The organism is Pseudomonas sp. P4_C4 (assembly GCF_056402055.1).
This window is the reverse complement of record NZ_JBFUID010000008.1, coordinates 1-24,307: the sequence shown is the minus strand read 5'-3', so window position 1 is coordinate 24,307 and position 24,307 is coordinate 1. Positions and strand designations below refer to the sequence as shown.

At 58.5% G+C, this 24,307-nt stretch carries 20 protein-coding genes and 2 tRNA genes; 2 read left to right on the top strand and 20 right to left on the bottom strand.

The features are described 5' to 3' along the window. Position 1: 1 nt before the first annotated feature. From rbfA to rlmE, 12 genes are all read right to left on the bottom strand, one after another. Entirely contained in the window at positions 2–403 is a 402-nt protein-coding gene (rbfA, locus tag AC1DXW_RS06680) for a 30S ribosome-binding factor RbfA (protein WP_007973108.1), read from the bottom strand. A gap of 159 nt (positions 404–562) precedes the next feature. Continuing rightward, a complete protein-coding gene (gene infB / locus AC1DXW_RS06675; RefSeq protein WP_477759859.1) occupies positions 563–3,088 on the bottom strand; it encodes a translation initiation factor IF-2 in 2,526 nt (841 codons plus the stop codon). Positions 3,089–3,115: 27 nt separating this feature from the next. After that, on the bottom strand, positions 3,116–4,597 hold the full coding sequence (gene nusA / locus AC1DXW_RS06670) for a transcription termination factor NusA (RefSeq protein WP_008057419.1): 1,482 nt from the start codon (positions 4,595–4,597) through the stop codon (positions 3,116–3,118). Positions 4,598–4,656: 59 nt separating this feature from the next. Continuing rightward, on the bottom strand, positions 4,657–5,115 hold the full coding sequence (gene rimP, locus AC1DXW_RS06665; RefSeq protein ID WP_007973115.1) for a ribosome maturation factor RimP: 459 nt from the start codon (positions 5,113–5,115) through the stop codon (positions 4,657–4,659). Positions 5,116–5,253: 138 nt separating this feature from the next. Continuing rightward, positions 5,254–5,330 (bottom strand) — tRNA-Met (locus tag AC1DXW_RS06660). A 97-nt stretch (positions 5,331–5,427) separates the two neighbouring features. Then, positions 5,428–5,513, bottom strand: a tRNA-Leu gene (locus AC1DXW_RS06655). Positions 5,514–5,535: 22 nt separating this feature from the next. Further along, complete coding sequence (secG, locus tag AC1DXW_RS06650) at positions 5,536–5,919, bottom strand: preprotein translocase subunit SecG (protein WP_017336473.1); 384 nt, start codon at positions 5,917–5,919, stop codon at positions 5,536–5,538. A 4-nt stretch (positions 5,920–5,923) separates the two neighbouring features. After that, positions 5,924–6,679, bottom strand: coding sequence for a triose-phosphate isomerase (tpiA, locus tag AC1DXW_RS06645; RefSeq protein ID WP_477752812.1), 756 nt, complete (start codon positions 6,677–6,679; stop codon positions 5,924–5,926). Positions 6,680–6,745: 66 nt separating this feature from the next. Then, positions 6,746–8,083 carry a phosphoglucosamine mutase gene (glmM, locus tag AC1DXW_RS06640; protein ID WP_477752813.1) on the bottom strand — a complete coding sequence of 446 codons (1,338 nt, stop codon included), beginning with the start codon at positions 8,081–8,083 and terminating at the stop codon, positions 6,746–6,748. A gap of 16 nt (positions 8,084–8,099) precedes the next feature. Next, complete coding sequence (folP, locus tag AC1DXW_RS06635; protein WP_477759858.1) at positions 8,100–8,951, bottom strand: dihydropteroate synthase; 852 nt, start codon at positions 8,949–8,951, stop codon at positions 8,100–8,102. An 8-nt stretch (positions 8,952–8,959) separates the two neighbouring features. Further along, entirely contained in the window at positions 8,960–10,870 is a 1,911-nt protein-coding gene (ftsH, locus tag AC1DXW_RS06630; protein ID WP_057398827.1) for an ATP-dependent zinc metalloprotease FtsH, read from the bottom strand. A 199-nt stretch (positions 10,871–11,069) separates the two neighbouring features. Beyond that, on the bottom strand, positions 11,070–11,702 hold the full coding sequence (rlmE, locus tag AC1DXW_RS06625; protein WP_429368067.1) for a 23S rRNA (uridine(2552)-2'-O)-methyltransferase RlmE: 633 nt from the start codon (positions 11,700–11,702) through the stop codon (positions 11,070–11,072). 105 nt (positions 11,703–11,807) lie between these two features. Between rlmE and AC1DXW_RS06620 the strand changes: the two genes are divergently transcribed. Next, positions 11,808–12,116, top strand: a complete 309-nt coding sequence (locus AC1DXW_RS06620; protein ID WP_007942889.1) for a YhbY family RNA-binding protein — start codon at positions 11,808–11,810, stop codon at positions 12,114–12,116. A 9-nt stretch (positions 12,117–12,125) separates the two neighbouring features. Here the strand turns inward: AC1DXW_RS06620 and AC1DXW_RS06615 are convergent, their stop codons facing one another. The 8 genes from AC1DXW_RS06615 to grpE form a co-directional block, all read right to left on the bottom strand. Then, positions 12,126–12,530, bottom strand: a complete 405-nt coding sequence (locus AC1DXW_RS06615; RefSeq protein ID WP_477752822.1) for an MFS transporter — start codon at positions 12,528–12,530, stop codon at positions 12,126–12,128. Positions 12,531–12,558: 28 nt separating this feature from the next. After that, a complete protein-coding gene (greA, locus tag AC1DXW_RS06610; protein ID WP_108218328.1) occupies positions 12,559–13,035 on the bottom strand; it encodes a transcription elongation factor GreA in 477 nt (158 codons plus the stop codon). Between the two features lie 2 nt (positions 13,036–13,037). Then, positions 13,038–16,259, bottom strand: coding sequence for a carbamoyl-phosphate synthase large subunit (gene carB, locus AC1DXW_RS06605; protein ID WP_477752815.1), 3,222 nt, complete (start codon positions 16,257–16,259; stop codon positions 13,038–13,040). A gap of 118 nt (positions 16,260–16,377) precedes the next feature. After that, entirely contained in the window at positions 16,378–17,514 is a 1,137-nt protein-coding gene (carA, locus tag AC1DXW_RS06600) for a glutamine-hydrolyzing carbamoyl-phosphate synthase small subunit (RefSeq protein WP_046038697.1), read from the bottom strand. A gap of 259 nt (positions 17,515–17,773) precedes the next feature. After that, positions 17,774–18,577 carry a 4-hydroxy-tetrahydrodipicolinate reductase gene (gene dapB / locus AC1DXW_RS06595; protein ID WP_057716481.1) on the bottom strand — a complete coding sequence of 268 codons (804 nt, stop codon included), beginning with the start codon at positions 18,575–18,577 and terminating at the stop codon, positions 17,774–17,776. 10 nt (positions 18,578–18,587) lie between these two features. Further along, the gene (gene dnaJ / locus AC1DXW_RS06590; protein ID WP_477752816.1) at positions 18,588–19,712 is read right to left on the bottom strand and encodes a molecular chaperone DnaJ; all 1,125 of its coding nucleotides are present in this window, start codon (positions 19,710–19,712) and stop codon (positions 18,588–18,590) included. A 294-nt stretch (positions 19,713–20,006) separates the two neighbouring features. Next, positions 20,007–21,923: a molecular chaperone DnaK gene (gene dnaK / locus AC1DXW_RS06585; protein ID WP_477752817.1), complete on the bottom strand. Its 1,917-nt coding sequence runs from the start codon at positions 21,921–21,923 to the stop codon at positions 20,007–20,009. A gap of 102 nt (positions 21,924–22,025) precedes the next feature. Beyond that, positions 22,026–22,592: a nucleotide exchange factor GrpE gene (gene grpE, locus AC1DXW_RS06580; protein WP_223458579.1), complete on the bottom strand. Its 567-nt coding sequence runs from the start codon at positions 22,590–22,592 to the stop codon at positions 22,026–22,028. A 240-nt stretch (positions 22,593–22,832) separates the two neighbouring features. Here grpE and recN point away from each other — a divergent pair. Next, positions 22,833–24,307, top strand: a 1,475-nt coding sequence (gene recN / locus AC1DXW_RS06575; protein ID WP_477759857.1) for a DNA repair protein RecN, incomplete at its 3' end; no start/stop codon positions are given.

Genomic DNA, 24,307 nt, shown 5'->3' with positions numbered 1-24,307 from the left:
ATTACTCCTTGGTGTCTTCGGCTTCTGCCGCAACCGGATGCTGATTGTCTTCAGCCACTGCGCGCTCGATCAATGCCGACAGATGCGCACCACGCACGACGCTTTCGTCGTAGTGGAAGTGCAGCTGTGGAACGCTGCGCAGCTTCATCTCGCGAGCCAGCTGCATGCGCAGGAAACCGGCGGCGGAGTTGAGCACCTTGATGCTTTGTGCGATTTCTTCGGCGCTGTCCTGCCCCATCACGGTGATGAAGATCTTGGCGTGACCGACGTCACGGCTGACTTCCACTGCGGTAATGGTGACCAGGCCGACGCGCGGGTCTTTGACTTCACGACGGATCAGTTGTGCCAGCTCACGCTGCATCTGATCGCCGATGCGTTGGGTACGGCTATATTCTTTTGCCATGTCTTGTTACCTGTTACTGCCCCACGGTGAAACCCGTGAGGTCTGAAAGCGGCAAACGCCCGGCCTGACAAAAGCCAGACCGGGCGTTGCGTTTAGAGTCCTGGTGACGAACTGCGCATTTGCATGCGACGACCCGTCACGGCTCCTGAAGTGCGCGAATTAGAGGCTGCGAGCAACCTGCACCTTCTCGAAGACTTCGATCTTGTCACCGACTTTAACGTCGTTGTAGCTCTTCACGCCGATACCGCATTCCATGCCGGCACGTACTTCGGAAGCGTCATCCTTGAAGCGGCGCAGGGATTCCAGCTCGCCTTCGAAGATAACGATGTCTTCACGCAGTACACGGATTGGACGGTTACGGTGCACAACACCTTCGATAACCATGCAACCGGCGATCGCGCCAAACTTCGGCGAACGGAACACGTCACGCACTTCGGCGATACCCAGGATGTTCTCGCGAACATCGCTGCCGAGCATACCGGTCAGGGCTTTCTTGACGTCTTCGATGATGTCGTAGATCACGTTGTAGTAACGCATATCCAGACCTTCCTGCTCGACGATCTTGCGCGCGCCGGCATCGGCACGCACGTTGAAGCCGAACAGTACAGCGTTGGAGGCCAGTGCCAGGTTGGCATCGGATTCGGTGATACCACCGACGCCGCCACCGACCACGCGCACTTGCACTTCGTCGTTACCCAGGCCGTTCAAGGCACCGTTCAACGCTTCGAGCGAACCACGGACGTCGGATTTGAGGACGATGTTGAGCGTCTTCTTCTCTTCCTGACCCATATTTTCGAAGATGTTTTCCAGCTTGCCGGCGTGAGCGCGAGCCAGTTTGACTTCGCGGAACTTGCCTTGACGGAACAGAGCCACTTCACGGGCTTTCTTCTCGTCGGCAACCACGCTCATCTCGTCGCCAGCATCCGGGGTACCGTCCAGGCCGAGGATCTCGACAGGGATGGCCGGACCGGCTTCCTTGATTGGCTTGCCGTTCTCGTCGAGCATGGCGCGAACGCGGCCATAGTTCGAACCGACCAGGACCATGTCGCCCTGACGCAGGGTACCGTCTTGAACCAGAACGGTAGCCACCGGGCCACGGCCCTTGTCCAGACGGGATTCAACCACGACGCCACGACCAGGAGCCGACGGAGTTGCGGTCAGTTCCAGGACTTCGGCTTGCAGCAGAACAGCTTCGAGCAGTTCGTCGACGCCAGTACCCATCTTCGCCGAGACCGGTACGAACGGCGTGTCACCACCCCACTCTTCCGACGTCACGCCGTGAACCGACAATTCGCTACGGATGCGATCGAGATCGGCGCCCGGCTTGTCGATCTTGTTCACCGCGACGACCAGCGGAACACCCGCGGCCTTGGCATGCTGAACAGCTTCGATGGTCTGCGGCATCACGCCGTCGTCCGCCGCCACCACCAGGATCACGATGTCGGTCGCCTTGGCACCACGGGCACGCATTGCGGTAAACGCGGCGTGACCAGGGGTGTCGAGGAACGTCACCATGCCACGGTCGGTTTCAACGTGGTACGCACCGATGTGCTGGGTGATACCGCCGGCTTCGCCAGCAGCTACCTTGGCACGACGGATGTAGTCGAGCAGGGAAGTCTTACCGTGGTCAACGTGGCCCATTACGGTCACGACTGGTGCACGGGAAACTGCCTCGCCTTCAAACTTCAGGGACTCGGCCAGGGAATCTTCCAGGGCGGTGTCGCTGACCAGGGTCACTTTGTGGCCCAGCTCTTCGGCAACCAGTTGAGCAGTTTCCTGATCCAGTACCTGGTTGATGGTCGCTGGAGTACCCAGTTTGAACATGAACTTGATGATTTCAGCAGCCTTCACCGACATCTGCTGGGCGAGATCGCCAACAGTGATGGTCTCGCCGATCTTCACTTCGCGCACGACAGGGCCGGTCGGGCTCTGGAAACCGTGGGCGTTGCGCTTCTTCAGCTTGGCCTTGCCACGACCACCACGACGGAAGCCATCGCTTTCTTCGTCGGTAGTACGTGGGGCGACGCGTGGAGCCGGCGCCTTTTCCTTGACCGAAGCACGATGCGGAGCGTTTTTGCGCTCGCCATCGCCGCTACCGCGACGACTGTTGTCGTCGGCACGTGGCTTGTCCGGACGACGCTGTTCGTCGCGCTTGCGGGTATCGGCCGCAGGAGCTGGAGCGGCTGCCACAACCGGTGCGCTTTCGCGAACTGGCTCGGCCACCACAGCAAGCGCTGCAACAGGTACGGCTTGAGCGGTCGGCGCAGCAGCAGGCTGGCGACGCGCTTCTTCTTCGGCGCGACGCTTGGCTTCTTCTTCAGCCTTCTGACGAGCAGCATTTTCTACTGCGCGACGTTCATCCAGTTCACGCTTGCGCTCGGCTTCGATTTCTTCCGGGCTGCGCTGTACGAAGACTTTCTTCTTGCGTACTTCAACGCTGATGCTTTTGCTGCCAGCAACCCGCAGGGTGCTGGTGGTTTTACGCTGCAGCGTAATCTTGCGTGGTTCTTCCACTTTCGCCTTGTGGCTGCTTTTCAAGTGAGTCAGCAACGATTGCTTCTCACTGTCAGTCACATGTTCTTCGGCGGCGGTGTGCGGCAGACCTGCCTCACGCATCTGCTGCAACAGGCGCTCTACCGGTGTTTTGACCTCATCGGCCAGTTGTTTCACCGTGACTTGCGTCATGCACTTCTCTCCTCAGGCCGCGCCTAATTACTCGAACCAGTGGGCTCGGGCGGCCATGATCAACTTGCCGGCACGATCATCGTCAATGCCGTCGATGTCGAGCAGGTCGTCAATAGACTGCTCGGCCAGGTCTTCGCGGGTAATTACGCCGCGCACCGCCAGTTCCATCGCCAAATCCTTGTCCATACCCTCAAGCGAGAGCAGGTCTTCGGCCGGATGGGCGTCTGCCAGCTTTTCCTCAGTAGCGATGGCTTTAGTCAACAAGCGATCCTTGGCCCGAGCGCGAAGCTCGTTGACGGTGTCTTCGTCAAAGCCGTCGATGTTGAGCATTTCTTCCAACGGTACGTAGGCAATCTCTTCCAGGCTGGTAAAGCCTTCGTCCACCAGCACCTGCGCCAGATCTTCGTCGACTTCCAGCTCGTCGATGAAGTTGCGCAGGATGTCGCCGGTTTCTGCTTGCTGTTTAGCCTGGATGTCCGATTCGGTCATCACGTTCAGGGTCCAGCCAGTCAACTGGCTAGCCAGACGCACGTTCTGACCACCGCGACCGATGGCCTGAGCCAGATTGTCTGCGCCAACGGCGATGTCCATTGCGTGGGCATCTTCGTCAACGATAATTGCCGCAACCTCGGCCGGGGACATGGCGTTGATCACGAACTGAGCCGGGTTGTCGTCCCACAGAACGATGTCAACACGCTCACCGCCCAACTCACCCGACACTGCCTGGACGCGCGAACCGCGCATACCGATGCAAGCGCCCTGCGGGTCGATGCGTTTGTCCTTGGAGCGAACGGCGATCTTGGCGCGCGAACCCGGATCACGGGACGCAGCCATCACTTCGATCAGGCCTTCGGCAATTTCCGGCACTTCGATGCGGAACAACTCGATCAGCATTTCCGGCGCGGTGCGCGACAGGATCAACTGCGGGCCGCGGTTCTCGGTGCGGATTTCCTTGAGCAGCGCACGCAGACGCACGCCAACCCGGAAAGTTTCGCGAGAAATGATGTCTTCACGAGCCAGCAACGCTTCAGCGTTGTTACCCAGATCAACGATCACGTTGTCGCGGGTGACTTTTTTCACGGTGCCGGAGATGATTTCACCCAGGCGCTCGCGGTAAGCGTCAACCACCTGAGCGCGCTCGGCTTCGCGAACTTTCTGCACAATGACTTGCTTGGCAGTCTGTGCAGCGATGCGGCCGAACTCGATGGACTCGATTTTCTCTTCTACGACATCACCGACCTTGGCGCCAGGATGCGTTTCGGCAACCTTGCTCGGCCAGGTTTCGATGGCCGGATCGTCCAGGTCTGCTTCTTCGACGACCGTCCAGCGACGGAATGTCTCGTATGCACCAGTGTGGCGATTGATTTCCACACGCAAATCAACTTCGTCTTCGAAACGCTTTTTGGTAGCAGTGGCCAGAGCCAGCTCCAGCGCTTCAAAAATAACGTTTGCCGGTACGCCCTTTTCATTGGATACCGACTCAACAACCAGCAGTACTTCTTTGCTCATCGTACGCCTCGCCTTTCGCAAGCCATTGGATCCGCGGGATCCGCAGTATCTGGCACGCCTCAGTCAAAACTGGGAATAATGTTGGCCTTGTCGATCATATCGATCGGCAACAGGAACTCATGGTCTTCTACCTGCACCACGACATCCTGCTCTTCTACGCCGCGCAGAAGGCCCTGAAAGTTGCGTCGTCCTTCAAAAGGCGAGCGCAGCTTGATCTTCACTTGTTCACCGGCAAATTTTGCAAACTGCTCAAGAGTGAACAGCGGGCGTTCCATGCCAGGCGAGGAAACTTCAAGGGTGTATTCAACGGAAATTGGATCTTCAACATCCAGCACACCGCTGATCTGACGGCTGACGATGGCGCAATCGTCCACCAGCACGCCGCCTTCTTTATCGATATAAACGCGCAACATCGAGTGACGACCCTGAGCCGAAAACTCGATACCCCAGCATTCATAGCCTAGGGCCACGACCACCGGGGCCAGCAAGGCCTGCAACTCTTCTAGCTTGCTCGACACCTGAACCCCCTAGTGCATGTATGTGCATGCTATGCAAAATAAAAAAATGGGCGAAACGCCCATCCTTGAAACGCCGTCGAACAGCGGCGTTGAAAGTGTCCAGCTAACAAAAAGCCCCTTAAAAGGGGCTCCTTAAACTGGTTGCGGGGGCCGGATTTGAACCGACGACCTTCGGGTTATGAGCCCGACGAGCTACCAGACTGCTCCACCCCGCGACAAAGCTGGGGCGGAAGTATACGACCGATCCCCTACAGGGTCAATGTAACCTTCCACCTGCAAGAAAGCCCGCAACAGCGGGCTCTCCTGACTAATTGGTACCGAGAAGGGGACTCGAACCCCTACACCCTATGGGCACAACCACCTCAAGGTTGCGTGTCTACCAATTCCACCACCTCGGCAATACTACGTTTGGAACCCTTCTTACTTCTGCTCTTGAGCTGGAGGCACGTCAGTCGCTGGGGTAGCCGACTTTTGCTCTTGAAGCACCGGGACATCATCAGAAGCCGGTTGTTGCTTTGGAACTTCCAGTACCGCTGGATTTGGGAGACCTACTTGAGTCAGCTGGTGAGCCTTCTCTTTAGCAAAGTAACCTAACCCCAAGCTGGTTATGAAAAAACCTGCGGCAAGTATAGCAGTAAACTTACTAAGAAAGGTAGAGGAACCTTGGCTTCCGAACACAGTATTTGAAGCACCTGCTCCGAAAGACGCGCCAGCATCCGCACCTTTACCCTGCTGCAGCAAAACCAGAGCTACTACGCCCAATGCACCCAGCAGATGAAAAACGACTACGACTGTTTCCAGCATTTTTTCAGTTTCCCGCGGCGCGACAAATCGCACCGAACTCATCTGCATTCAGGGAAGCCCCACCAATCAGGCCCCCATCGATATCCGGCATGCCGAACAGTTCGACCGCATTGGCCGCCTTCACGCTGCCGCCGTATAGAAGCCGCACACCTTGTGCGACCTCAGAATTCTCTGCCGCCAACTGGGCGCGAATGGCTGCGTGCACATCCTGCGCCTGTTGTGGCGTTGCAGTCAGCCCGGTGCCAATGGCCCAGACCGGCTCGTAAGCGATCACTGCCTTGGCAAAGGCACCGACACCCAGCTCCTCGATGATACTGCCCAGCTGACGCGAGACAACCTCAAGAGTCTTTCCGGCTTCACGCTGCTCAAGGGTTTCCCCTATGCACAACACCGGAATCAAGCCACATGCCTGTGCCGCTGCGAACTTGCGGATCAGCACTGCGTCCTGCTCGCCCATGATCTGGCGGCGTTCGGAGTGCCCGACAAGTACCAGGGAACAACCTGCATCCACCAACTGACTCGCTGCAACTTCACCAGTCAACGCACCTTGCCCGGATTCCACCGCAGAATTCTGCGCGCCGACCGAAATCGACTTTCCTTCCAGGCCATCAATCACTTGATTGATATGCAGGAAAGGCGGGAATACCGCGACATCAACACTGCTCGGCAAGGCCAAGTCACGAAGGCCGTTGATCAGCTCAGCGACGCTGGCGCGGGTACCGTGCATCTTCCAGTTACCAGCTACCATAGGGCGACGCATGCTGTACCTCGTCGGTCAAAGTGGGCGCAGATGTTACCCAACACAATCATGGCTGGCAAGCCGAATTCAGGCAGAAACTTCAGTAACCAGTTTTGCCAGCTCTTCGGCATAGCCACGAACCTGCGTTTCGTCTTCGCCTTCGACCATCACACGCACCAGCGGTTCGGTTCCGGACTTGCGCAACAGCACGCGCCCCCGACCCGCCATGGCCTTGGTCACACGCTCGCTGGCTTCCTTGACCGACGGATGGTCGAGTGGGTTTGCGCCGCCACCGAATCGCACATTGATCAGCACCTGAGGGCATTTGCGCAGCGCCTGACGAGCTTCAGCCAAACCTTGCGCACGGGCTTTCAACGCCTTCAGCACCTGCAACGCGGCGATAATCGCATCACCAGTGGTGGTGTAATTGAAGCAAACGATATGACCCGAATTTTCGCCACCGACCAGCCAGTTACGCTCCAGCAGATCAGCAATCACATAACGATCACCAACATTGGCGCGGACAAATGGAATCCCCAGGTCGGCCAAGGCCAACTCCAATCCCAGGTTGCTCATCAGTGTACCGACTACACCACCTTGCAGCTTGTCTCGCTCATGCAGGTCGCGAGCAATGATGAACAGCAACTCATCACCATCGACGATGGCCCCCGTGTGATCCACCATCAACACCCGGTCGCCATCACCATCGAAGGCGATACCCAGATCGGCGTGTTCAGCCAGCACAGCGGCCTGCAGTTGCCCCATATGGGTCGAGCCGCAGTTGTCATTGATATTCAAACCGTTGGGCTGCGCGGACAAGACCACGACTTCGGCACCCAACTCACGAAACACACTCGGCGCCACTTTATAGGTCGCACCATGGGCGCAGTCGATCACAATCTTGAGGCCGGTAAAGCTGGTACCGGTCGGCACACTGCTCTTGCAGAATTCGATATACCGACCCGACGCGTCATTGATTCGCGACACCTTGCCGATCTTGCTCGACTCAACCACAGTCATTGGGGTATCGAGCAGCTCTTCGATCATGTGCTCGACCTCATCCGGCAGCTTGGTGCCATTGCCGGAGAAGAACTTGATGCCATTGTCATCATGCGGATTGTGCGACGCACTGATCACGATGCCAGCTTCGGCATGGAAGGTACGCGTCAGGTAAGCAATCGCCGGGGTCGGCATAGGCCCCAGAAGCATCACATCAGCACCTGCCGACGTCAGTCCCGCTTCAAGCGCGGACTCGAACATGTAGCCGGAGATCCGGGTGTCCTTACCTACCAATACCTTGCAGGCGCCCATCTTGCGGAACGCCATACCTGCAGCCCAGCCGAGCTTGAGCATGAAATCAGGAGTAATCGGGTATTCACCGACACGCCCACGAATACCATCGGTGCCAAAATATTTTTTGCTCATAAGTGCTCCATCATTCTTATTCGGCTGATTCCACTGCGGCGATCATCCGCACCACATCCATTGTTTCGGCTACATCATGGACGCGCAATATACGCGCACCTTTCGCCGAAGCCAGCGCCGCGAGCGCCAAACCACCATACAGCCGGTCTCCCACCGGACGATTCAACGCCTGACCAATCATGCTCTTTCGCGAAACCCCGACCAACAGGGGTCGCCCCAAGGCATGCAGGGCTTCCATATGTTTGAACAAACTCAGATTGTGCTGCAAGGTTTTGGCGAAGCCAAAGCCGGGGTCAAGAATGATCCGCTCAGCCGCAATTCCCACCAATGAACACTGATGCATGCGTTCGGCGAGAAACTCACCGACTTCCCTTGTAACGTCCTGATACTGCGGATTGTCCTGCATATCGCCTGGCTCTCCAAGCATATGCATCAGGCAAACCGGTAACCCGGTGGCCGCCGCAGCATCCAGGGCACCATCGCGACGCAACGAACGTACGTCATTGATCAGCCCGGCACCCAGGCGCGCAGTTTCACGCATGACCGCTGGCGTGGAGGTGTCGACCGAGATGATGACGTCCAGTTCGCGACTGATGCGCTCGACAATGGGCGCTACGCGCTCCAGCTCTTCCAGTGGCGACACCGCCCTGGCACCAGGACGGGTGGATTCGCCACCGACATCGATCAGCGTCGCGCCGGCCACAACCATGGCTTCGGCGTGGCGCATGGCCGCGTCGAGCTGGCTGTATTGACCACCATCGGAGAAAGAATCAGGAGTGACATTGAGAATGCCCATGACATGCGTCTGGGCCAAATCAAGAACCCGGTTGCCGCAAGGCAACCGGGTCGAGGACTGAACAGAAGTCATTTCAAACCTTATACGTCAGCAGCAGGACCGCCAATCGGTGTTTCCGGACGCTCATCCTGCACCACCGGAGGGGTGCCGGAAGTACCCGTGCCACCCGACCAATCGCGCGGCTCGCGAGGCGTACGACCCGCCATGATGTCGTCGATCTGCTCGGCATCGATTGTCTCGTACTTCATCAAGGCATCGGCCATCGCATCGAGCTTGTCACGGTTGTCCGTGAGAATCTGCTTCGCCGTGCCATAGCACTGATCGATGATGCTGCGCACTTCGGAGTCGATCAGCTTGGCTGTCTCACCGGAGAAGCTTGCATTCTGACCACCGCCGCCGCGACCGAGGAATACCTCACCCTCTTCTTCGGCATACATCAACGGACCGAGTTTTTCCGAAAGACCCCACTTGGTCACCATATTCCGCGCAATCTGGCTGGCGCGCATGATGTCGTTGGAGGCACCGGTGGTCACGCCATCGAAGCCCAGGGTCATTTCTTCAGCGATACGACCGCCGTACAGCGAGCAGATCTGGCTGATCAACGCACGCTTGGACAGGCTGTAACGATCTTCTTCCGGCAGGAACATGGTTACACCCAGCGCACGACCGCGCGGGATGATCGACACCTTGTACACCGGATCATGCTCAGGTACGACGCGACCAACAATGGCGTGGCCGGCTTCGTGATAAGCGGTGTTCTGCTTTTCTTTCTCGGACATGACCATGGATTTGCGCTCGGCGCCCATCATGATCTTGTCTTTGGCCAGTTCGAACTCTTTCATTTCGACGATGCGCTTGCCGGCACGAGCAGCGAACAACGATGCCTCGTTCACCAGATTGGCCAGGTCAGCACCGGAGAAGCCTGGAGTACCACGAGCGATCACGGCCGGAGCAACGTCGTCGCCCATTGGCACTTTGCGCATGTGAACCTTGAGAATCTGTTCGCGACCACGGATGTCCGGCAGCCCCACAACAACCTGACGGTCGAAACGGCCTGGACGCAGCAACGCAGGGTCCAGTACATCAGGACGGTTGGTTGCGGCGATCACGATGATGCCGTCATTCATTTCAAAGCCGTCCATCTCGACCAGCAACTGGTTGAGAGTCTGCTCGCGCTCGTCGTGACCACCACCCATGCCAGCACCACGATGGCGACCGACCGCATCGATTTCGTCGATGAAGATGATGCATGGAGCGTGCTTCTTGGCCTGTTCGAACATGTCGCGAACACGGCTGGCACCGACACCGACGAACATTTCGACGAAGTCGGAACCGGAAATGGTGAAGAACGGCACTTTGGCTTCGCCGGCAATCGCCTTGGCAATCAAGGTTTTACCGGTACCTGGAGGACCAACCATCAGCACGCCGCGAGGAATGCGGCCACCCAGGCGCTGGAACTTGCCCGGATCGCGCAGGAACTCGACCAACTCACCGACTTCTTCCTTGGCTTCGTCGCAACCGGCAACGTCAGCCAGGGTAGTTTTCACCTGATCCTCGGAGAGCAGGCGCGCCTTGCTTTTACCGAAGCTCATCGGCCCGCCCTTGCCACCGGCACCGCCCTGCATCTGCCGCATGAAGAACATGAACACAGCGATGATCACAAGGATCGGGAAGCTGGCGACCAGAAGTTGAGTCCAGATGCTTTGCTGTTCAGGCTGTTTGCCTTCAACCACGACGTGGTTATCCACCAGGTCACCGATCAGGCCGTTGTCCTGGATCGCCGGGCGAATGGTCTTGAAGCTGTCGCCATCGTTGCGCTTGCCGGTAATCACGTAGCCATCAACCGCCACGCGTTCGACCTTGCCATCCTTGACCTGCTGGATGAAGTCGGAATAGTTGAGGGTCTGCGGCTCGTTAGGGCTGGAGAAGTTGTTCATCACCGTCACCAGGACAGCCGCGATGATCAACCACAGGATCAGATTCTTTGCCATATCGTTCAATTAACTACCCTCTGAAGCAAGCTCCGCTACTGGCGCGCGCTTCGCATGATATTCACCGGCCTAACTTACTACATTACCTACAACTTGGCAGGCGCCGTCTGTAACCCTTTGTGAAACACTTCCTACACAATATTCGCTAATTCTGACAAGGCGTAATACAAAAATCCTATCACCCCGATCGAAAACTCACTCATTCCTCACTGCGTCCGCGGAAACCGCGGCCCAGCAGGTACTGCTCGCGAGAACGGTCGCGCGACGAGGTCGGTTTGCGCATCTGCACCTTCTCGAACTGCTGGCGAACGCTCTTGTGGAATTCGTCGAAGCCTTCGCCCTGGAAGATCTTGATCAAAAAATCACCACCGGGCTTGAGCACCCGCGTCGAAAGATCCAGTGCCAACTCGCACAGGAACATCGCTCGCGGCATGTCCACGGCCGGTAATCCACTCATATTGGGGGCCATGTCGGAAATCACAAGGTCTACTTCCTTATTTCCGACGGCATCGAGGATCTGAGCCAGCACGGCATCCTCGGTAAAGTCGCCCTGAATGAAGGTTACGTCCGGGATACTGTCCATTTCCAGAATGTCAGAAGCGATCAGTGTCCCCTGCCCACCAATCAGACGACTGGTCACCTGGGACCACCCACCGGGGGCCGCACCAAGGTCGATTACGCTCATGCCCGGGCGGATCAGACGGTCCTTTTCCTGGATCTCCAGCAGTTTGTAGCTGGCGCGGGAACGGTACCCGTCTTTTTGTGCCATTTTGACGAATGGGTCGTTGAAATGTTCTTTCAGCCAGTTAAGGCTTGTCTTGGAACGGGCCACGGGATACCTCGGAAATAAAACGGGTCGTGATTAACTGGGCGGTCCCGGACTCGCTCGGGTAAACTGGCCGCCGCTTTTTACAAGATCAGACGCAGGGGTCAGATTATGCCGCTCACTCAAGAGCAGAAGAAACAGTACAAATCCATTGGCCACCATCTGAAACCGGTTTTGATTGTGGCAGACAATGGTTTGACTGAAGGTGTGTTAGCCGAACTCGAACGCGCTTTGGCGGATCACGAGCTGATCAAAATCAAGCTCAACATCCTCGATCGCGAATCGCGCCTGGCGTCCATTGCAGAGCTCTGCAAGGTCGGCAAAGCGGATCTGGTTCAGGTCATCGGCAAGATGGCACTGATCTACCGCAAGAACTTCAGCGTCAACAAGCAGCTGTCGAACGTCCATCGCTTCAAGTGATGACAAGGGTCAAGGGTGTGCTTCGCGCACCCTGCCACTCCCTCCCGGCACCGGCTCCAACACCAGCACCAGTCCGGAAAAACCCAGAACAAGATAGCTGAACGCCTGCCAACGCACGGCATCCGGCCAGCCGAAACGCACCGCGAAGTACATCGCGCACGCATACAGCGCCATCAACAGCAGTTTCCCGCGAATATCCCGCCATAGACTGACAAGGCCCTCGGTCTTTATCAGCACCAAAGCCTGAAAAATCAAACACGCCGTGGCGAATCCCACTACCAACGTATTGAGCGTGCCTGCGATTTCGTCGATCAGCAGCGGCGCCAGGCCAATTCGCCCCAGCACCGGCAACAGACCAATTTGCAACAGCCACAAGCCGCCGACCCACAACACCTGGGTCAGCTGCCAAAGCATGGCGCCCGCACGAAACGGGCGCCGATCTTCAGATGTGGCGAACTTCGACAATCTCGTACTCGATAACGCCGCCAGGCGTTTTGACTGCAACCACATCACCCTCTTCCTTGGCAATCAAGGCGCGAGCCAGTGGCGAGCCGACCGAAATTTTGCCGAGTTTGAAGTCAGCCTCATCCTCACCCACGATGTGGTAAGTGACGCGCTCATCCGTCTCGACGTTGGCGATTTCAACGGTGGTGCCGAAAATCACTTTGCCGGTGTGCGGAATGCTCGTGACATCAATGATGACCTGATTCTGAATCCGGCCTTCGATATCACGGATCCGCGCCTCGACCATACCCTGCTGCTCGCGGGCAGCGTGGTATTCGGCGTTTTCCTTCAAGTCACCCAACTCGCGGGCCGTACCGATGTCCTGGCTGAGCTTCGGACGAACGACCTTGGTCAGGTGAGTGTGCTCTTCTTCCAGGGCGCGAGCGCCCTGAACGGTCATTGGGTACTTCGTTATGCTCATGCCTTCAATCCTGCGTGTAGATCCTGCAAGCGGCGCACGGTCTTCTCGGGACCGAACTTCAGCGCTTCGCAGATGGCTTCGCCAGCAGCAATGGTGGTGGTGCAGTAAATCTTGTGCTGCAGGGCATTACGACGAATGGAGTACGAATCAGCGATCGACTGACGCCCTTCGGTGGTGTTGATGATCAGCGTGACTTCGTCATTCTTGATCATGTCGACCACGTGCGGACGACCTTCGGTCACCTTGTTCACGCGGCGCACTTTCAGGCCTGCCGCTTCGATCAGCTTGGCAGTACCGGCGGTGGCGACCACTTCGAAGCCCAAGTTGATCAGATCACGGGCCACGCCCGCAACCAGTGGCTTGTCGTCGTCACGTACGCTGATGAACGCAGTACCACCGGTCGGCAGCACTTCGCTGGCACCCATCTGGGCCTTGGCGAACGCTTCACCGAAGGTGTCGCCCACGCCCATCACTTCACCGGTGGACTTCATCTCTGGGCCGAGGATCGGGTCAACGCCAGGGAATTTGGCGAACGGGAACACCGCCTCTTTCACGCTGTAGAAGTTCGGGATGATTTCCTTGGTGAAGCCGATTTCCTTCAAGGTCTTACCGGCCATGACGCGAGCCGCGATCATTGCCAGGGAAACACCGATGCACTTGGACACGAACGGCACAGTACGGGAAGCACGCGGATTGACTTCGATGACGTAGATGTCGTCGCCTTGCAGCGCCAACTGTACGTTCATCAGGCCGATCACGCCGAGTTCCAGGGCCATTTTCTTGACCTGTTCGCGCATCTCGTCCTGGATGTGCGCCGGCAGCGAGTACGGCGGCAGCGAGCATGCGGAGTCACCGGAGTGAACGCCAGCCTGCTCGATGTGCTGCATGATCGCGCCGATCACCACATCTTTACCGTCGCAGACCGCATCCACGTCCATTTCGATGGCGCAGTTGAGGAAGTGGTCCAGCAGCACCGGGCTGTCGTTGGACACTTGAACCGCTTCACGCAGGTAGCGCTTGAGTTCTTCTTCTTCGTAGACGATTTCCATCGCACGCCCGCCCAGTACGTAGGACGGGCGCACCACCAGCGGGTAACCGATCTTGGCGGCGGCACGAATCGCTTCGTCTTCGCTGCGCACGGTGGCGTTTGGCGGCTGACGCAGGTTCAGGCGCTGGACCATCTGCTGGAAGCGCTCACGGTCTTCGGCGCGGTCGATTGCATCAGGGCTGGTGCCGATGATCGGCACGCCGGCGGCTTCCAGGGCACGCGCCAGTTTCAGCGGAGTCTGGCCGCCGTACTGGACGATCACGCCTTTCGGCTTCTCGACGCGGACGATTTCCAGCACGTCTTCCAGGGTCACTGGTTCGAAGTACAGGCGATCGGAAGTGTCGTAGTCAGTGGAAACGGTTTCCGGGTTGCAGTTGACCATGATGGTCTCGTAGCCGTCATCGCGCAGGGCCAGTGCCGCGTGTACGCAGCAGTAGTCGAACTCGATGCCTTGGCCGATGCGGTTAGGACCGCCCCCCAGGATCATGATCTTGTCACGACCCGATGGCGCCGCTTCGCACTCTTCCTCGTACGTCGAGTACAGGTAAGCAGTATCGGTGGCGAACTCGGCAGCGCAGGTGTCGACGCGCTTGTAGACCGGGAAGATTTCCAGTTTGTGACGGTGAGCACGCAGGCTCTTCTCGGTCACACCCAGCAATTTGGCCAGGCGCATATCGGAGAAGCCTTTGCGCTTGAGGCGGAACATCAGATCGCGGTCGATGCTGGTCAGACCCAGGGTCTTGACCTTCTCTTCTTCCTTGATCAGGTCTTCCATCTGCACCAGGAACCAAGGGTCGATCATGGTCATGCCGAAGATGTCTTCGACGGTCATGCCGGCGCGCATTGCGTCCGCCACGTACCAGATACGCTCGGCACCCGGCACGGTCAGCTCGCGCTTGAGTACGCTCATGCTTTCCGGGTTGGCCAGATCAACCTTCTCGTCCAGACCGCAAACGCCCACTTCCAGACCGCGCAGGGCTTTCTGCAGGGATTCCTGGAAGGTACGGCCGATGGCCATGACTTCACCCACCGACTTCATCTGAGTGGTCAGGCGCGCGTCAGCCTTGGGGAACTTCTCGAAAGCGAAACGTGGCAGCTTGGTGACAACGTAGTCGATGGACGGCTCGAAGGACGCCGGTGTCTTGCCGCCGGTGATGTCGTTCGACAGTTCGTCGAGGGTGTAGCCTACAGCCAGCTTGGCCGCGACCTTGGCGATCGGGAAGCCGGTGGCTTTCGAAGCCAGTGCCGAGGAACGGGATACACGCGGGTTCATCTCGATCACGACCATGCGGCCGGTGTTCGGGCAGATACCGAACTGAACGTTGGAACCGCCGGTTTCCACGCCGATCTCGCGCAGTACCGCCAGGGAGGCGTTACGCAGGATCTGGTATTCCTTGTCGGTCAGGGTCTGTGCCGGAGCCACGGTGATCGAGTCACCGGTGTGCACGCCCATCGGGTCGAAGTTTTCGATGGAGCAGACGATGATGCAGTTGTCCTTCTTATCGCGGACAACCTCCATCTCATACTCTTTCCAGCCGATCAGCGATTCGTCGATCAGCAGTTCCTTGGTTGGCGACAGGTCCAGACCACGGGCGCAGATTTCTTCGAACTCTTCACGATTGTAAGCGATACCGCCACCGGTGCCGCCCATGGTGAAGGACGGACGGATGATGCACGGGAAGCCGAGCTTCTCGAGGACCGCATTGGCCTCTTCCATGCTGTGGGCGATACCGGAACGCGGGCACGCCAGGCCGATGGATTTCATCGCCTTGTCGAAACGCGAACGATCTTCAGCCTTGTCGATGGTGTCGGCGTTGGCACCGATCATCTCTACGCCGAACTTCTCCAGAACGCCTTCGCGCTCCAGGTCCAGGGCGCAGTTCAGGGCGGTCTGGCCACCCATGGTCGGCAGCAGCGCGTCCGGACGCTCTTTCTCGATGATCTTGGCAACGGTCTGCCACTTGATCGGCTCGATGTAGGTGGCGTCGGCCATGGCCGGGTCGGTCATGATGGTGGCCGGGTTGGAGTTCACCAGGATGACGCGGTAACCCTCCTCGCGCAGGGCTTTACAGGCCTGGGCGCCGGAGTAGTCGAATTCACAGGCCTGGCCGATCACGATCGGGCCAGCGCCAAGAATCAGGATGCTTTTAATGTCTGTACGTTTTGGCATGGGTTTGTCACTCAAATCCGCAGGTCAGTCGGCAAGCCGTCTTGTTCAATCTCTGAAGCCTTGAGGGGGCCGCCGGTGTCGGGACCACCCTCAAGCTTCGCTACATCAGGGCCAGCGATCAGCGTCGCTTTGCCATCTCGGTGATGAAGCGATCGAACAATGGCGCTACGTCGTTCGGGCCAGGGCTGGCTTCCGGGTGACCCTGGAAGCTGAAGGCGCTCTTGTCGGTACGCTCGATACCTTGCAGGGTGCCGTCGAACAGCGATTTGTGAATCGCGCGGACGTTGGCTGGCAGGGTCGCTTCGTCTACCGCAAAACCGTGGTTCTGGCTGGTGATCATCACTACGCCGCTGTCCAGGTCCTGGACGGGGTGGTTGGCACCGTGGTGGCCGTGACCCATTTTCAGGGTCTTGGCGCCGGAGGCCAGGGCCAGCAGTTGGTGACCGAGGCAGATACCGAAGACCGGAATCTCGGTTTCCAGCACGTCCTTGATCGCCTGGATCGCGTAGTCGCAAGGCTCCGGATCACCAGGGCCGTTGGACAGGAACACGCCGTCCGGCTTCAGTGCCAGCACATCGGCAGCAGGCGTTTGTGCAGGCACGACGGTCACGCGGCAACCGCGCTCGACCAGCATGCGCAGGATGTTCACCTTGACGCCGTAGTCGTAGGCAACCACGTGGTACGGCAGCTCGGAGGCTTCGATGGTTGCGTGGCTGTCGGTTTTCAGATCCCAGACAGTCGAGCGCCACTCGTAGCTTTCCTTGGTGCTGACGACTTTCGCCAGGTCCATGCCCTTGAGGCCAGGGAAACCCTGGGCGGCGGCGATGGCGGCGGCTTCGGAAATGTTGTCGCCAGCCATGATGCAGCCGTTCTGCGCGCCTTTTTCACGCAGGATGCGTGTCAGGCGGCGGGTGTCGATACCGGCGATGGCCACAACGTTGTTGGCCTTCAGGTAGTCGGACAGGGACATCGTGTTACGCCAGTTGCTCGCCACCAGTGGCAGGTCACGGATGACCAGGCCGGCAGACCAGACGCGGTTGGACTCGGCGTCTTCCGGCGTGGTGCCGGTGTTGCCGATGTGCGGGTAAGTCAGGGTAACGATTTGTTGGGCGTAGGAAGGATCGGTAAGGATTTCCTGATAGCCGGTCATTGCGGTGTTGAACACCACCTCACCAACGGTTTGACCGTCGGCTCCAATGGCTTCGCCGCGAAAAATGCTGCCATCAGCAAGGGCGAGTATGGCTGGCTTAGTCAAGAAGACCTCCCGTAAATAAAGCCTGAAAGGGCGATCGCAGGTTGTAAAAAAGCGGAGTGACGTATGGACACGTCACCCCGCTTCTTCACTGAATTATTCTGCGCGCTTTTAGTGGACACACTAAAGCTGTAGCTTACAGAAAAAGGCCTTTTTGGTCTACCGCAAATGAGCCTTAAAGGCTGGAGAATGCGACAGGACGTCGCTTGGCAGAACAAAACCGGGCTCAAACGCTGTGCGCGAGCCCGATTTCGGGTGCATCTTAACGCAGATCGAGCACGTCTTGCATGTCGTAAAGGCCAGGCTCGCGCCCGTCCAGCCACAATGCAGCACGCACCGCACCCTTGGCGAACGTCATGCGACTGGACGCCTTGTGAGTGATCTCGACACGCTCGCCGTCGGCGGCGAACAGCACAGTGTGATCACCGACGATGTCGCCGGCACGCACCGTGGCGAAACCGATGGTTTCACGATCACGAGCGCCGGTCTGACCTTCACGACCATACACCGCCACCTTTTTCAGATCGCGGCCCAACGCATCGGCAATCACCTCGCCCATGCGTACGGCAGTGCCGGACGGCGCATCGACTTTATGCCGATGGTGAGCTTCGGTGATTTCGATGTCGACATCGTCGCCCAATACGCGAGCTGCCGTGTCGAGCAACTTCAGGCACAGGTTGACCCCGACACTGAAGTTGGCCGCGAAGACAATCGGAATGTCCTTGCCCGCTTCCGCCAGCAACTGCTTTTCTTCAACGCTGAAACCGGTGGTACCGATGATCATGGCCTTGCCGTGCTTACGGCAGAAAGCCAGGTTCTTCAAGGTCACCGTCGGGTGAGTGAAGTCGATCAGCACGTCGAACTCGTCGACCACCCGATCCAGATCACCGGACAGAGGCACACCGATACGACCCAGTGCAGCCAGCTCACCGGCATCCGCACCGACCAACGTGCTGTCGGGACGATCCACCGCCGCCGTCAGACCGGCGCCCGGAGTTTGCTGCACGGCTTCAATCAGGGTCTTGCCCATGCGCCCGGCGGCGCCCATCACTGCAATACGTCGCATGCCTGTCTCCTTACAAATCGCCGAAGAAGCGCTTCACGCCTTCGAACCAACCGGTGGTTTTTGGCGAATGGCTGTTGTCATCCGCCAGCGAACTACGGAATTCCTCGAGCATTTCACGCTGGCGACGGCTCAGGTTGACCGGAGTCTCGACCGCCACGCGGCACATCAAGTCGCCAGCACCACCGCCACGCACAGGCGCAACGCCCTTGCCACGCACACGGAACTGCTTGCCGGTCTGAGTCCCCTCAGGAATCTTCAGCTTGACCCTGCCATCAAGGGTCGGAATCTCCAGCTCGCCACCCAGCGCCGCATCGACGAAGCTGATCGGCACTTCGCAGAACAGGTGTTTGCCATCGCGCTGGAAAATCGAGTGCTCGCGCACATTGATCACCACGTACAGGTCGCCCGTCGGGCCACCATGAGCGCCCGCCTCGCCTTCGCCGGACAGACGAATGCGGTCACCGGTATCGACACCGGCCGGCACTTTCACCGACAGGGTCTTGTACTCTTCGACACGACCTTCGCCGTGGCAGGAATCGCACGGATCGGAAATGATCTTGCCCTGGCCATGGCAGCGCGGGCAGGTCTGCTGCACCGAGAAGAAGCCTTGCTGCATGCGCACCTGACCGATACCGCCGCAAGTCGGGCAGGTCACCGGCGCAGAACCTTTCTTGGCGCCGGAGCCGTCGCAAGGCTTGCAGTTGACCAGCGTCGGAACACGGATATTCACGGTCGTACCGCGCACCGCCTCTTCGAGGTCCAGCTCCAGGGTGTAGCGCAAGTCACTGCCGCGCTGAGCGCCGCCACGGGAACCGCCGCGACCGCCACCGAAGAAGTCACTGAAGACATCGCCAAAGATGTCGGAGAAGTTCTGACCACCGAAACCGGCACCGCCGCCACCCATGCTCGGGTCGACACCGGCATGGCCATACTGGTCGTATGCCGCGCGCTTGCCGGAATCGGACAGCACTTCGTAGGCCTCGTTAGCCTCCTTGAACATCTCTTCCGACGCCTTGTCATCGGGATTACGGTCCGGGTGGTGCTTCATCGCCAGGCGACGGTAAGCCTTCTTCAGGTCCGCTTCGCTTGAGCCACGCTCAACACCCAACACTTCGTAATAGTCACGCTTTGCCATAAGTCTTTGCACTCTTGAGGACGTCCGACAAAACCCTCCTGAGTTTGCCGAACTCGTTGAGCCCCAATACAGGCCCGGACCCAACTCACGTCAATTCAACGATCCTGGTCTTTGATTCTGCGGTACTTGCGGCTCGAAAAGCAGGAGCATTTCCGGCCATACCACCAGTACGCGAACGCTGTCGCATGCTGTAAAAATTCGCGTATTCCAGATACGCCAACGCGGGAGCAAGCTCCCGCGCGGCGACATCCTACCAGTCACCGCCTGAAGGCAGTCAACCGGCCGACCAACAACTTACTTGTGGTCTTTGACTTCTTCGAACTCGGCGTCGACAACGTCGTCAGCCTTTTCCGCCTTGTCGTCGTGCGGTGCCGCGCCTTCAGCAGGCTGAGCCTGTTCGGCGTACATCTTCTGCGCCACTGGAGCGGAGACTTTCGACAGCTCTTCAACCTTGGCGTCGATAGCAGCCTTGTCGTCGCCTTTGACGGCGGCTTCCAGGGCAACTACGGCAGCTTCGATTGCAGTCTTCTCTTCAGCGGTCACTTTATCGCCGGCATCGGTAACCATTTTGCGCGTCGAGTGAACCAGTGCATCACCCTGGTTGCGGGCAGCGGCCAGCTCTTCGAACTTGCGGTCTTCCTCGGCGTTCGCCTCGGCATCACGCACCATGCGCTCGATTTCTTCGTCGGACAGACCGGAGTTAGCCTTGATCACGATCGACTGAGTCTTGCCGGTAGCCTTGTCCTTCGCACCTACGTGCAGGATGCCGTTGGCGTCGATGTCGAAGGTCACTTCGATCTGCGGCACACCACGTGGAGCTGGTGGAATCTCGGCCAGGTCGAACTTGCCCAAGGACTTGTTCTGCGCCGCTTGCTTACGCTCACCTTGCAGCACGTGAATGGTCACGGCACCCTGGTTGTCGTCGGCAGTCGAGAACACTTGCGATTTCTTGGTAGGAATCGTGGTGTTTTTCTCGATCAGCGCGGTCATCACGCCACCCATGGTTTCGATACCCAGGGTCAGCGGGCTAACGTCCAACAGCAGAACGTCTTTCACGTCGCCAGCCAGTACGGCGCCCTGGATAGCAGCACCCATGGCAACAGCTTCGTCCGGATTAACGTCTTTACGAGCTTCTTTACCGAAGAACTCGGTTACCAGCTTCTGCACCAGAGGCATACGGGTCTGACCGCCTACCAGGATCACGTCGTTGATCGCACCAACGTCGATACCGGAGTCTTTCAGAGCGATGCGGCAAGGTTCGATGGTGCGCTGAACCAGGTCTTCCACCAGCGCTTCGAGCTTGGCGCGGGAGATCTTCACGTTCAAGTGCTTAGGACCGGTGGCGTCCGCAGTGATGTACGGCAGGTTCACGTCGGTCGACTGAGCGGAAGACAGCTCGATCTTGGCYTTTTCAGCGGCTTCTTTCAGGCGCTGCATGGCCAGCGGATCACCCTTGAGGTTCATGCCGCTTTCTTTCTTGAATTCGTCGACGAGGTAGTCGATCAGACGAATGTCAAAGTCCTCACCACCCAGGAACGTGTCACCGTTGGTGGCCAATACTTCGAACTGGTGCTCGCCATCGACTTCAGCGATCTCGATCACGGAAACGTCGAAAGTACCACCGCCCAAGTCGTAAACGATCACGGTGTGATCGCCCTTCGCCTTGTCCATACCGTAAGCCAGAGCAGCTGCGGTTGGTTCGTTGATGATACGTTTTACGTCCAGACCGGCGATGCGGCCGGCGTCCTTGGTGGCTTGACGCTGGCTGTCGTTGAAGTAGGCCGGAACGGTGATCACCGCTTCAGTCACAGTCTCGCCGAGGTAGTCTTCGGCGGTCTTCTTCATTTTCTTCAGGATTTCAGCCGAGATTTGTGGCGGTGCCATTTTCTGGCCGTTCACTTCAACCCAGGCGTCGCTGTTGTCAGCCTTGACGATCTTGTAAGGGACCATCTGAATGTCTTTCTGCACGACTTCTTCGTCGAAACGACGACCGATCAGACGCTTCACCGCATACAGGGTGTTATGCGGATTGGTCACAGCCTGACGCTTGGCCGATTGGCCAACCAGAATTTCGCCATCGTTGGCGTAAGCGATGATCGACGGCGTGGTACGCGCGCCTTCAGCGTTTTCAATAACTTTTGCCTTGCCGTTTTCCAGCACGGAGACGCAGGAGTTGGTAGTCCCCAGGTCGATACCGATAATTTTGCCCATGTTCACTCTCCCGAAACTTTGGATTTGGTTGCCGCAGCAGTGGTGGCTAACTGCGGTAGCACTTAAACGCTTGACTTATAAATGGGGGCCTTGCGGCGGATTTCAAGCCTGCTCGTCAATCGAAGGCGAAACCGGCGCAGGCGCCTTGCTGACCACGACCATCGCCGGGCGCAGCAAGCGACCATTGAGCTGATAGCCCTTCTGGAACACCTTCAGAACGCTGTTCGGCTCGACATCGGCGCTTTCCTGCATGGCCATCGCCTGATGTTGAACGGCGTTGAACGGTTCGCCATGCGGATCGATCGCTTCAAGCTGATAACGCTTGAGGGTGTCCTGGAACATTTTCAGGGTCAGCTCGATGCCCTCGCGCATCGGACGGATGCTTTCGTCGTCCGGGCTGGACAGTTCCAGGCCGCGCTCCAGGCTGTCGACGATCGGCAGCAGGTCGCCGGCGAATTTTTCCAGCGCGAACTTGTGAGCCTTCTCCACATCCTGCTCGGCGCGACGGCGGACGTTCTGCAGATCGGCGGCTACACGCAAAGCCTGATCCTGAGCGCCTGCCAGTTGCTCTTCGAGCACTTGTACACGAGCCGCCAGGTCTTCACCCGAAGCCTCGGGCGCCTGGTTGGCGTCTGGGTTTTGCGTATCCACTGTCTGTTCGTCAGCCATAGATTTCTCCTTTCAATATCGTCCGCGAGCTCAACTCGCGCTTCTGCCCAGCTATATGGGGCCGCAAAATCCGGCTTCAAGGGGCGCCGACGATTAACCCTACAAAAAACAACTGCTTTGTCATTCCCGGTCGCGATAAGGCTTTCGTCGGGTCGAGCGAATCGAGCTAACGAGGGGCATTGTCAGCCAGAAACAAAACACTGTATAAATAACCAGACCTAACACCTGGGAGCGGCCCATATGCTGGTGCACCTGTCCGTACACAACTACGCCATCGTTGAACATCTCGATCTCGAACTCGATCGCGGGATGAGCGTGATCACCGGGGAAACCGGCGCGGGCAAGTCGATCATGCTCGACGCGCTGGGCCTGACCCTGGGTGATCGCGCCGACAGCGGCGTGGTCCGCCCCGGCGCCGACAAGGCCGACATCCTGGCCACCTTCGATCTGGTCGACATTCCGGAAGCAAGCGCCTGGCTGGCCGAACGCGACCTCGAAAACGACGGCCCGTGCATCCTGCGCCGGGTCATCACATCCGAAGGGCGCTCGCGTGGCTACATCAACGGCACACCCTGCCCGCTTGGCGACCTCAAGGCGCTGGGCGAGCTGCTGATCGACATCCACAGCCAGCACGAACACCAATCCCTGCTCAAGACCGACACCCATCGCCGCCTGCTCGACGAGTACGCCGGGGCCACGGACCTTGCCCGCCAGGTGCAGCTTGCCGCACAGCGCTGGCGCCAGACTCGCCAGGAGCTGGAGCGACTCTCCAACTCCGGCGACGAACAACGCGCTCGCCATCAGCTGCTCAGCTATCAACTCGAAGAACTGGAAAACCTCGGCCTTGGCGACAACGAACTGGAGCAGCTAGAGCAGGAACACAAGAACCTGACCAACGCCGAAACCCTGCTGGGCATCTGCCGGCAAGTCGTCGAGCAATGCAGTGAAAGCGATTCCGGGAATGTACTGAACGCCCTCACCGCCAGCCTCAACCGCCTGTCCAGCGTGAACAGTTCGATTGGTGCACTGGGCGAAGCCAGCAGCTTGTTGACCAGTGCACAGATCCAGGTTGAAGAGGCTGTTGGCGAGCTGAACCGCTTCCTCGACAATTTCGACGCCGACCCGTCGCGCCTTCAATACCTCGAAGAGCGCCTCGACGCGATCTACACCCTTGCGCGCAAACACCGCATCCAGCCGACCGAAGTCGCCGAGATGCAGCAGAAACTGCTGGATGAAATCGAAACCCTGAATGCCAACGACGAATCCATCGAGCGGCTAAGCGATGAGCTGTCTTCATACGCTCGCCATTATCAGGAAAAGGCTCGCGAACTGAGCGATCTGCGTCATCAAGCCTCGAGCAGCCTGGCCAGCGCCGTGGAACTGGAGATCCAGCGCCTGGGCATGCCTGGTGGGCGATTCACCATCGAGCTGCGTCCAAACAGTAGCGACGAACTGCTGCCTAACGGACTTGAACAGGTTGAATTACTGGTCAGCGCCAACCCGGGCCAACCATTGAAAGCTTTGGCAAAAGTCGCATCCGGGGGCGAACTGTCGCGGATCAGCCTGGCGATTCAGGTCATCACCGCGCAGACATCTCGCGTTCCCACCCTGGTGTTCGACGAAGTGGACGTTGGTATCGGTGGTCCGACTGCAGAAATCGTCGGCCAGTTGCTGCGCAGGCTCGGCGAGCGCGGGCAGGTACTGACCGTGACCCC

Bases quoted from the DNA above. Each gene is read 5' to 3' on its own strand.
- nusA (WP_008057419.1), bottom strand. From the start codon at position 4,597: ATGAGCAAAGAAGTACTGCTGGTTGTTGAGTCGGTATCCAATGAAAAG.
- ftsH (WP_057398827.1), bottom strand. From the start codon at position 10,870: ATGGCAAAGAATCTGATCCTGTGGTTGATCATCGCGGCTGTCCTGGTG.
- infB (WP_477759859.1), bottom strand. From the start codon at position 3,088: ATGACGCAAGTCACGGTGAAACAACTGGCCGATGAGGTCAAAACACCG.
- rbfA (WP_007973108.1), bottom strand. From the start codon at position 403: ATGGCAAAAGAATATAGCCGTACCCAACGCATCGGCGATCAGATGCAG.
- dnaJ (WP_477752816.1), bottom strand. From the start codon at position 19,712: ATGGCAAAGCGTGACTATTACGAAGTGTTGGGTGTTGAGCGTGGCTCA.
- tpiA (WP_477752812.1), bottom strand. From the start codon at position 6,679: ATGCGTCGCCCTATGGTAGCTGGTAACTGGAAGATGCACGGTACCCGC.
- grpE (WP_223458579.1), bottom strand. From the start codon at position 22,592: ATGGCTGACGAACAGACAGTGGATACGCAAAACCCAGACGCCAACCAG.
- AC1DXW_RS06615 (WP_477752822.1), bottom strand. From the start codon at position 12,530: ATGCTTTGGCAGCTGACCCAGGTGTTGTGGGTCGGCGGCTTGTGGCTG.
- carB (WP_477752815.1), bottom strand. From the start codon at position 16,259: ATGCCAAAACGTACAGACATTAAAAGCATCCTGATTCTTGGCGCTGGC.
- glmM (WP_477752813.1), bottom strand. From the start codon at position 8,083: ATGAGCAAAAAATATTTTGGCACCGATGGTATTCGTGGGCGTGTCGGT.
- secG (WP_017336473.1), bottom strand. From the start codon at position 5,919: ATGCTGGAAACAGTCGTAGTCGTTTTTCATCTGCTGGGTGCATTGGGC.
- folP (WP_477759858.1), bottom strand. From the start codon at position 8,951: ATGACTTCTGTTCAGTCCTCGACCCGGTTGCCTTGCGGCAACCGGGTT.
- AC1DXW_RS06620 (WP_007942889.1), top strand. From the start codon at position 11,808: ATGCCGCTCACTCAAGAGCAGAAGAAACAGTACAAATCCATTGGCCAC.
- dapB (WP_057716481.1), bottom strand. From the start codon at position 18,577: ATGCGACGTATTGCAGTGATGGGCGCCGCCGGGCGCATGGGCAAGACC.